Source organism: Streptomyces sp. NPDC059534 (assembly GCF_042743475.1).
Lineage (GTDB): Bacteria > Actinomycetota > Actinomycetes > Streptomycetales > Streptomycetaceae > Streptomyces.
In genome coordinates this window covers 1-6,165 of sequence record NZ_JBHWAQ010000094.1, presented here as the reverse complement: position 1 = coordinate 6,165, position 6,165 = coordinate 1, and the positions used below count along the sequence as shown (strand labels likewise).

The following is a 6,165-nucleotide window of genomic DNA, read 5'->3' as shown; positions in this document are numbered from 1 at the left end:
GTGCGGGAGCCTCTCCCCTGTGGCTCCCGCACCGCCGGCGGGGCCCCTCCCGTTCATGTGCCGTCCAGGGGCCAGGGACCACATGGCCAGCGGCGGACACAACTCCTTCACGCGATGCAGGGTGCGCCCCTGCCCTCGGTACGTCCCGCGCGGCCGCCGTCCGGTGGCAACGTGCCCAGGGCGGAAGGGAGCAGCGCGTGCAGCCGCACGTCATAGAGGCACTCGACTACTGGCGGACTACCTGGGAGGACCAGCAGTCCGCTGCGCAGGACGCATTCACCGCGGCGTTCCCCGCCCTCGACACGACCGATCCGAGGTGCCGCTGCTACGGCCCCACCCTGCGCTGGGAGAAGCCTGGCGAGGGCTCGGGGAAGGTCCGCCTGGACGACCACGGGCGCGCCACCATCGAGTTCGAGGAGGTCCCGAAGGCCGCGGTCGGCAAGGCCATGGAAGAGGTCTGGGGCGCCGACTGGTTCGACGAGGGCCCCGGCGGGTTCGCCCAAGGCCAAGCCCGGCGAGTACACGTACGAGGACGAGTCGACGTACGCCGAGTACTACATCAAGGTGCACGACAGCGGCCTCGCCACCGTCGCAATCTCGTACGTGAAGATCGAGGACATCGTCACGCACCTCGAGGCCCTCGAACGGGCGCTCGCCGAGCAGCGCACGGGCTGACCCGGGCGGGAGGAGAGGTGACGCGGTGCCCCGGATCCGTATCGCGTCGCCTCACCCGCCATTCCTGTGACCTGGGCCACGTTTCATGATCACCAAGGAGATTGTTCCTGTGATGTAGGTCACTAATCAACAGGGTGTGTTGAGTGCACCACTCCGACAGGCATTTGCCCAGGTGGAGGGGCTGATTTGCGGCGCAACAGCGCGAGCTCAAGCATGCTCGCGCTGTTACTCCAAACGAGGGCATCTAGCGCGCTGACCTGCTGTTTTGATGACCTATCAGAAAATCTCGGAAGGTGCGCAGAGATGCCTCGGTGTGATCTGCTTTCTCACGCAGCGCACCGCGTTGGCAACCCCGGGAGGGACGTACGGCTTCGGCGCGAACCGAAGCCCTCTTCCCAGGAGGTATGCCCAATGAGGAAGCTGTGGCGGTCCAAGCTGGTGGACTTGTGGCAGGACGTGAAACTTCTCGTCCGCCGAACGTTCCACTCGGTGAACTGGCGGTCGGTGCGGCGACGCATCCGCCTCTGGCTCGTACCGGTGGCGACCGCGACGTACTGGATCGCGCGCACGTTCTGGGAGTTCAACTTCCCCCAGATGTGACGACGCCCCCGGCTTGACCAAGTAGCCGGGGACAGCGTCTCCAGTAGGCAGAAGGTGCCCCTCGCCGTTGGCGCGGCGGGGGGGGTGCTGCCCAATCCAATGCACTAAGTAGTGCGTAGGAGACACAAGAGTTACACGGCCTAGGCCACGGACGCCAGCCACTCAGATCAGTGGGCGCTACGCACCATCCATGCCACAGCGGGCTATGTGGAGCGCCGCGAGACGTACGCCCTGGCCCGCAGGGACGGAGCGTGTTCGCGCGGTCTCCCGGCTGACTGGCCGCCCGTACTGTGCCACGTGCGAAGGGGACACAGGACCGGGCACCACCGACGCCACGTCCTGTAGGGGCGTCGCTGTGACCATACGGAATGGCCTGTCGAGGCGCACCTGCTGATGGTCCGCCGGGTGAACGGCGCAGGTGAGGTGACGCGGCCAGAGCAGGAATCGCGCGTCACCTCACCTCGCGGCGCACCGCAGCACCTGGCTGCACTCCCGTGAGGGCCTGCGCCCCGGCCGGTGCGCTCGGTAGGCTTCCGGCTCCCCCAGGGTGCAGAGAGTTCGCCCGGCCCGCCGTCTCGCACAAAGCCCGGCCCGCCGTATGTCGACGGGAGCGGCCGGACAGCAGGTTGACCGCCGCGGTGACATGTCGAAGTGAGCCGCCCACGCTGCTGTGCCGGGTGTTCTCCCGTACCGCGAGCTTCCACGGCGGCCGCGCCCACGACGAGGGCCCAACGCCGCTTCTCCGTCTCTGACTTGAGTGCGACCAAGGTCTCCCGCTCCTGACGCCGGGAAGCCTCCTCCGCGCGCGCCTGGACGACGAACTGCGGCAGCGCGGGGGTGAGGCCACGCTCGTCGCCGAGGACCAGAAGCCACCCGTCACGGGACGGGACACGGCCGAGGCCGGGGAATGGGCGGCCGAGGACGGCGGTGCACCAGTCACCGCCGCGGCGCCGGATGACGTCCTCCATACGGGCGATGTCCTGGGGCCCGATGAGGCCGTCCTTCCGGCCTGCCTCACAGAACAGTTCCACGTGCTCCGGGTACGTGGGCGCGGGATCCGGCTGTGGGAGTGTGATGGTGACGACGTGACGACGCGGTCGCATCGGGGTGTTCCTCTCTTCGTGGTGGTCGGCGATGCTCTCCGCCGGATGGCGCCACAGGGCGCGTTCTACGGTCGCGCGGTGAGTGCGCTGCGAAAGGGGGCTGAGCGGAGAGTCGTTCTCAGCGAAGAATCGAACAGATCGAACGGGCGGGTCTGGCTACGCCTTGACCGGGGCGACGGCAGCGACCGAAGCGACCCAAGCGACCCAAGATCGCACCAACCACCCCCGAAACGAAGGGAATCCGCGAAGGACCAGGGTCGTGGCCGCGAGCGTCAGGGTCAGGGAGAGGTGCGCCAGGGCCCAGCCGACGACGGCGGCGACCGCGCCGAGGAGCAGGCCGAGGGTGCCGAAGAGAGGCGGAACGAGGGCCGGATGGGCGAGCGCCAGGAGGACGAGGGCGTACGCAGCGGTCTGCACGGTGCGGGGCATCGGGTGCTCCTCGGTTTGTGGTCCCGGTCGGTGCTCTCCGCCCTTCTCGATCAATTCTAGGTGTTACCTGCGGTAGCCGACAATAACTCCAATTGTTGTCGGTAACCTTGGCGAGACGTCAGGAAGCCACCCGAGGGGGACACATGTACGCGGACGAGTGGGCCGGCCTGTCGGCCAACCTTAAGTTCCAGGACGGATTCGCCACGTGGGACGTCTGGCAGCTCGTCAAGCTCATCGGGGCGAAGAAGGCCGGCGCCCGCATCATCGAGAGCATCGAGCAGAAGCTCGCGGAGAACAACATTGGGCACCTCCCCACCAAGCTGCCCACCGACAGCACCCGGCGGGTGCTGCTGTACGCGAAGGACCACGCAGACACTGGTTTCATTGTCAGGCTCATTCACGAACTCGCCCTGCAGGAGCCCGACGACGGCGACAACCGGTCGGTCCACCAGTTGGAGATCCTGTTGAACACCATCAGCACCAAGTCGACAGGCTCCTACCGGGTGAGGAGTGTGAATCCGCAGACCACTCCCGAGGAACTCAGGGCCAGGGAGGCGCTGCAGCAGGTCCGCCGGACTGCCGAGTTCGCCTACATCCGAAGCTACTTCGGACTGGAGAATCGACAGGACATCCGGGTGGACATCGGCGTCCGCGTACGACTCCGCGGTCATGAGGGCGAGGTCGTGGATACGGCCGGCACCGAGTTCCTGATGGTGCTCGTGGACGGTGCCGACCGGCCCATCCCCTACCGGGTTTCCCCGGACCTGGAGTACGCCACGAACCACGGATGGGTGACGGTCCCCTCCCCCCCCTCACAGGCGTCCCCGCGGGCAGCGGACGATGAGGGCTTCTGATTCGTTCGCCCCGTTGCGAGCGGTTGCCTTTGTCCAGAACCTGAGCGACGAACTGCAGGCCAACCCCGGCGACGTCAGGCGAGAACGTACGTACCTGGTCCACCGTGCCGCCCTTGCCGACCGAGCGACAACAGCCCTCGTCGACGTCGAAAGTCCGAAAATCAGCGAGCAAGACGCCGATGACACGGCGCGCCGCCTTCTGGACCACGATCGCATTCACGGCACCGGTTTTGGAACCGTGCCGGCTACCGCAATTCAGTGGGACGGAAATCCCCGCGGATACGTCCATCAAGAGCACGCTATCCTCGCGATCAATGAGAACCTCCAGGATCGGATAGTTCCGTGACAGATTCCTCTCGACGACCTAACGTTCGCCCAGATTTCGACTTCACCCCGGTACGCAACGGAATGGACTATCTCGTAAGTGCCGTTTCGCTTCTGATGGGTGTCGGAGATAATGGTCGCCTACGTCACCACATCCGAAGCGTGGGGGGATCTGATAGGGAATTGCTTAGCAATAGAGACTTGAAGTATGCGGTGCTACACCTGCAAGCCGGAACGGAAGTTCTCCTCAAGGCCCGGCTGGTGCGAGAGCACTGGAGTCTTGTGTTTAGAGACCCTGGTAGTGCCACCCGTACAGCGTTCGAGCAGGGGAAATTTGAAAGTTGCAGCATGAATGCAACGATTGATCGCCTTGTCAGCATTGCTGCCGTTCCAATTACCGACGCTGAGCGATCCGCGATCAAGGATTTGGCTGAGACTAGGAATGCCCTCACACACTACGGTCATTACGCGAACGCCTACGCCGTAGAGGTGCGCGCCGTCCGTGCCCTTGGGTTTCTTATCGACTTCACGATCAAGCATCTCCACCCTTCTCTCTCGAGAGAGGCGCATCATGTTGCTGAGACGATGGAGAACCTTCGCGGACAGCTGCGAAACATTGAAGCGCTCGTAAAAGACCGAATGAAGCAACTCTCCGGCGACCTGTCGCTTCTTGCCGACAGGACTGTGATATGCCCTGACTGTCGCCAGTGGGCCTTCGTCGTAGGAGGCGAGGTCCCATCCTGTCGATTCTGTTTGCAGGAATGGGAAAATCCATTCGATGCGGCATTCAACTTCGTGGTTACTACGGGCGAAGAGGAATACCAGCTTAACAATTGCCGCGCCTGCGATGGTGAGGAGACCCTAGTTCTGGGAATTTCGGTGGCTCAGGAAAAGGAGACCGATATCGGGATCTGCTTCAACTGTGCCGAGGTTTACACGAGGAAAGCGGGGTGACCGACCAAGAGACTTTTGACGCCGAGCTCGGCGAGGAGGTTTTCGAGGTCATGGCGCTCGTCGACGAGCCGGCGCCACGGCTTCTTGTCGATCAGCACACAACCCTGCACCCCGGACAGGAGCTGCCGACCACGGCCGACGGGCCCAGGTACACGGAGCTCGACCTGCGCGTCAGTCCGGAGACCTCCGCCCTGTTGAAGGCAACGGATCTGGCTGAGACGGGACCGATGAAGGCGTTCCGGACGTGGTGCGGGGAGCAAGGCCGTGTGCCGATGCCGTGCACCACCGCCACGTTCACCGAGTATTCGCGGCACCTGATGTCGAAGGGGCTCAAGGTCTCGACGATCAAGAACTACATGTCGCAGATCCGGCGGGCGATGCCCGTCGGGAAGAAGCCCGACAGCAGCCAGTACCTCCAGCTCTTGGCGCTCTACCGGAAGGACAACAAGCGGGCGCTACGAGTGAAGCAGGCGTTCCCGCTCACCCTGCCGTACGTCATGCCGATGATCGAGAAGGCCGAGGCCAGCGGGCGACCCATCGGCATTCGCGACGCGGCCATCTTCGCCTTCGGGTACCGGTTCCTCGGCCGCAGTATCGAGGACGTCGACCTCCTGATCGAAGACATCAAGGTCCTGGACGACCGCGTCATCGTCTGGCTTGCCGAGGACAAGAACCACAAGGACGAGGCCCAGACCATCGTGCTCGTGGACCGGGAAGACCTTCAGCTTGTCCGCCGCATGCGTCGCTGGCTGGAGCACCTCGCCAGCTTCGGCATCACGGAGGGACCGCTTTTCCGCCACCTCCTGATGAACGGGAAGCCGGCCAGTGCAGAGACCAGGGCGAAGACGGCGTCGAAACGGGGAGAGCACTTGCGGACGCACGTCATCAACGAGCGGGTGAAGCACTGGTTCGCGGCGGCCGGCCTGATCGGCGACGGCCGCCCCATCACCTCACACGGCCTTCGCGCGGGTGGCGCCACCGACCTTGCCGAAGCCGAGGCAACCGACGAGGAACTCGAGGAAGCAGGCCGGTGGGCCAAGGGCTCGCCCATCCCCCGCAAGGTGTACGTGCGACCCGCCAAGAACGCCAAGAGGGACCTGTTCGCCAAGGTCCCCGTGCACGCGCCGGAACGGGATGGGGAACCTGCTGACGGACTCCAGGGCAGTAGGTAGGCTCACAGGACCCGATGGGTACAGATGCACGAAGCGGCCCGGCCTCCCCCACGC

At 64.8% G+C, this 6,165-nt stretch carries 6 protein-coding genes; 5 read left to right on the top strand and 1 reads right to left on the bottom strand.

Annotation, left to right across the window (positions count from 1 at the left end):
• The first annotated feature begins 1,086 nt into the window (after window positions 1–1,086).
• On the top strand, window positions 1,087–1,275 hold the full coding sequence (locus ACFVZH_RS39695; protein ID WP_384905440.1) for a hypothetical protein: 189 nt from the start codon (window positions 1,087–1,089) through the stop codon (window positions 1,273–1,275).
• A gap of 1,259 nt (window positions 1,276–2,534) precedes the next feature.
• Here ACFVZH_RS39695 and ACFVZH_RS39690 read toward each other — a convergent pair.
• The gene (locus tag ACFVZH_RS39690; protein WP_384905438.1) at window positions 2,535–2,807 is read right to left on the bottom strand and encodes a hypothetical protein; all 273 of its coding nucleotides are present in this window, start codon (window positions 2,805–2,807) and stop codon (window positions 2,535–2,537) included.
• Between the two features lie 143 nt (window positions 2,808–2,950).
• On the opposite strand from ACFVZH_RS39690, the gene ACFVZH_RS39685 reads away from it, so the two are divergent.
• From ACFVZH_RS39685 to ACFVZH_RS39670, 4 genes are all read left to right on the top strand, one after another.
• Window positions 2,951–3,661 carry a hypothetical protein gene (locus ACFVZH_RS39685; protein WP_384905436.1) on the top strand — a complete coding sequence of 237 codons (711 nt, stop codon included), beginning with the start codon at window positions 2,951–2,953 and terminating at the stop codon, window positions 3,659–3,661.
• A gap of 13 nt (window positions 3,662–3,674) precedes the next feature.
• Entirely contained in the window at window positions 3,675–4,007 is a 333-nt protein-coding gene (locus ACFVZH_RS39680; protein ID WP_384905434.1) for a hypothetical protein, read from the top strand.
• 326 nt (window positions 4,008–4,333) lie between these two features.
• Window positions 4,334–4,939 (top strand): hypothetical protein, encoded by a 606-nt coding sequence (locus ACFVZH_RS39675; protein WP_384905432.1) that lies wholly within the window; start codon window positions 4,334–4,336, stop codon window positions 4,937–4,939.
• Window positions 4,936–6,111 (top strand): tyrosine-type recombinase/integrase, encoded by a 1,176-nt coding sequence (locus tag ACFVZH_RS39670; protein WP_384905430.1) that lies wholly within the window; start codon window positions 4,936–4,938, stop codon window positions 6,109–6,111. Before ACFVZH_RS39675 ends, ACFVZH_RS39670 begins: the two co-directional genes overlap by 4 nt.
• The last annotated feature ends 54 nt before the right edge of the window (window positions 6,112–6,165 follow it).

Bases quoted from the DNA above. Each gene is read 5' to 3' on its own strand.
- ACFVZH_RS39695 (WP_384905440.1), top strand. From the start codon at position 1,087: ATGAGGAAGCTGTGGCGGTCCAAGCTGGTGGACTTGTGGCAGGACGTG.
- ACFVZH_RS39690 (WP_384905438.1), bottom strand. From the start codon at position 2,807: ATGCCCCGCACCGTGCAGACCGCTGCGTACGCCCTCGTCCTCCTGGCG.
- ACFVZH_RS39685 (WP_384905436.1), top strand. From the start codon at position 2,951: ATGTACGCGGACGAGTGGGCCGGCCTGTCGGCCAACCTTAAGTTCCAG.
- ACFVZH_RS39675 (WP_384905432.1), top strand. From the start codon at position 4,334: ATGAATGCAACGATTGATCGCCTTGTCAGCATTGCTGCCGTTCCAATT.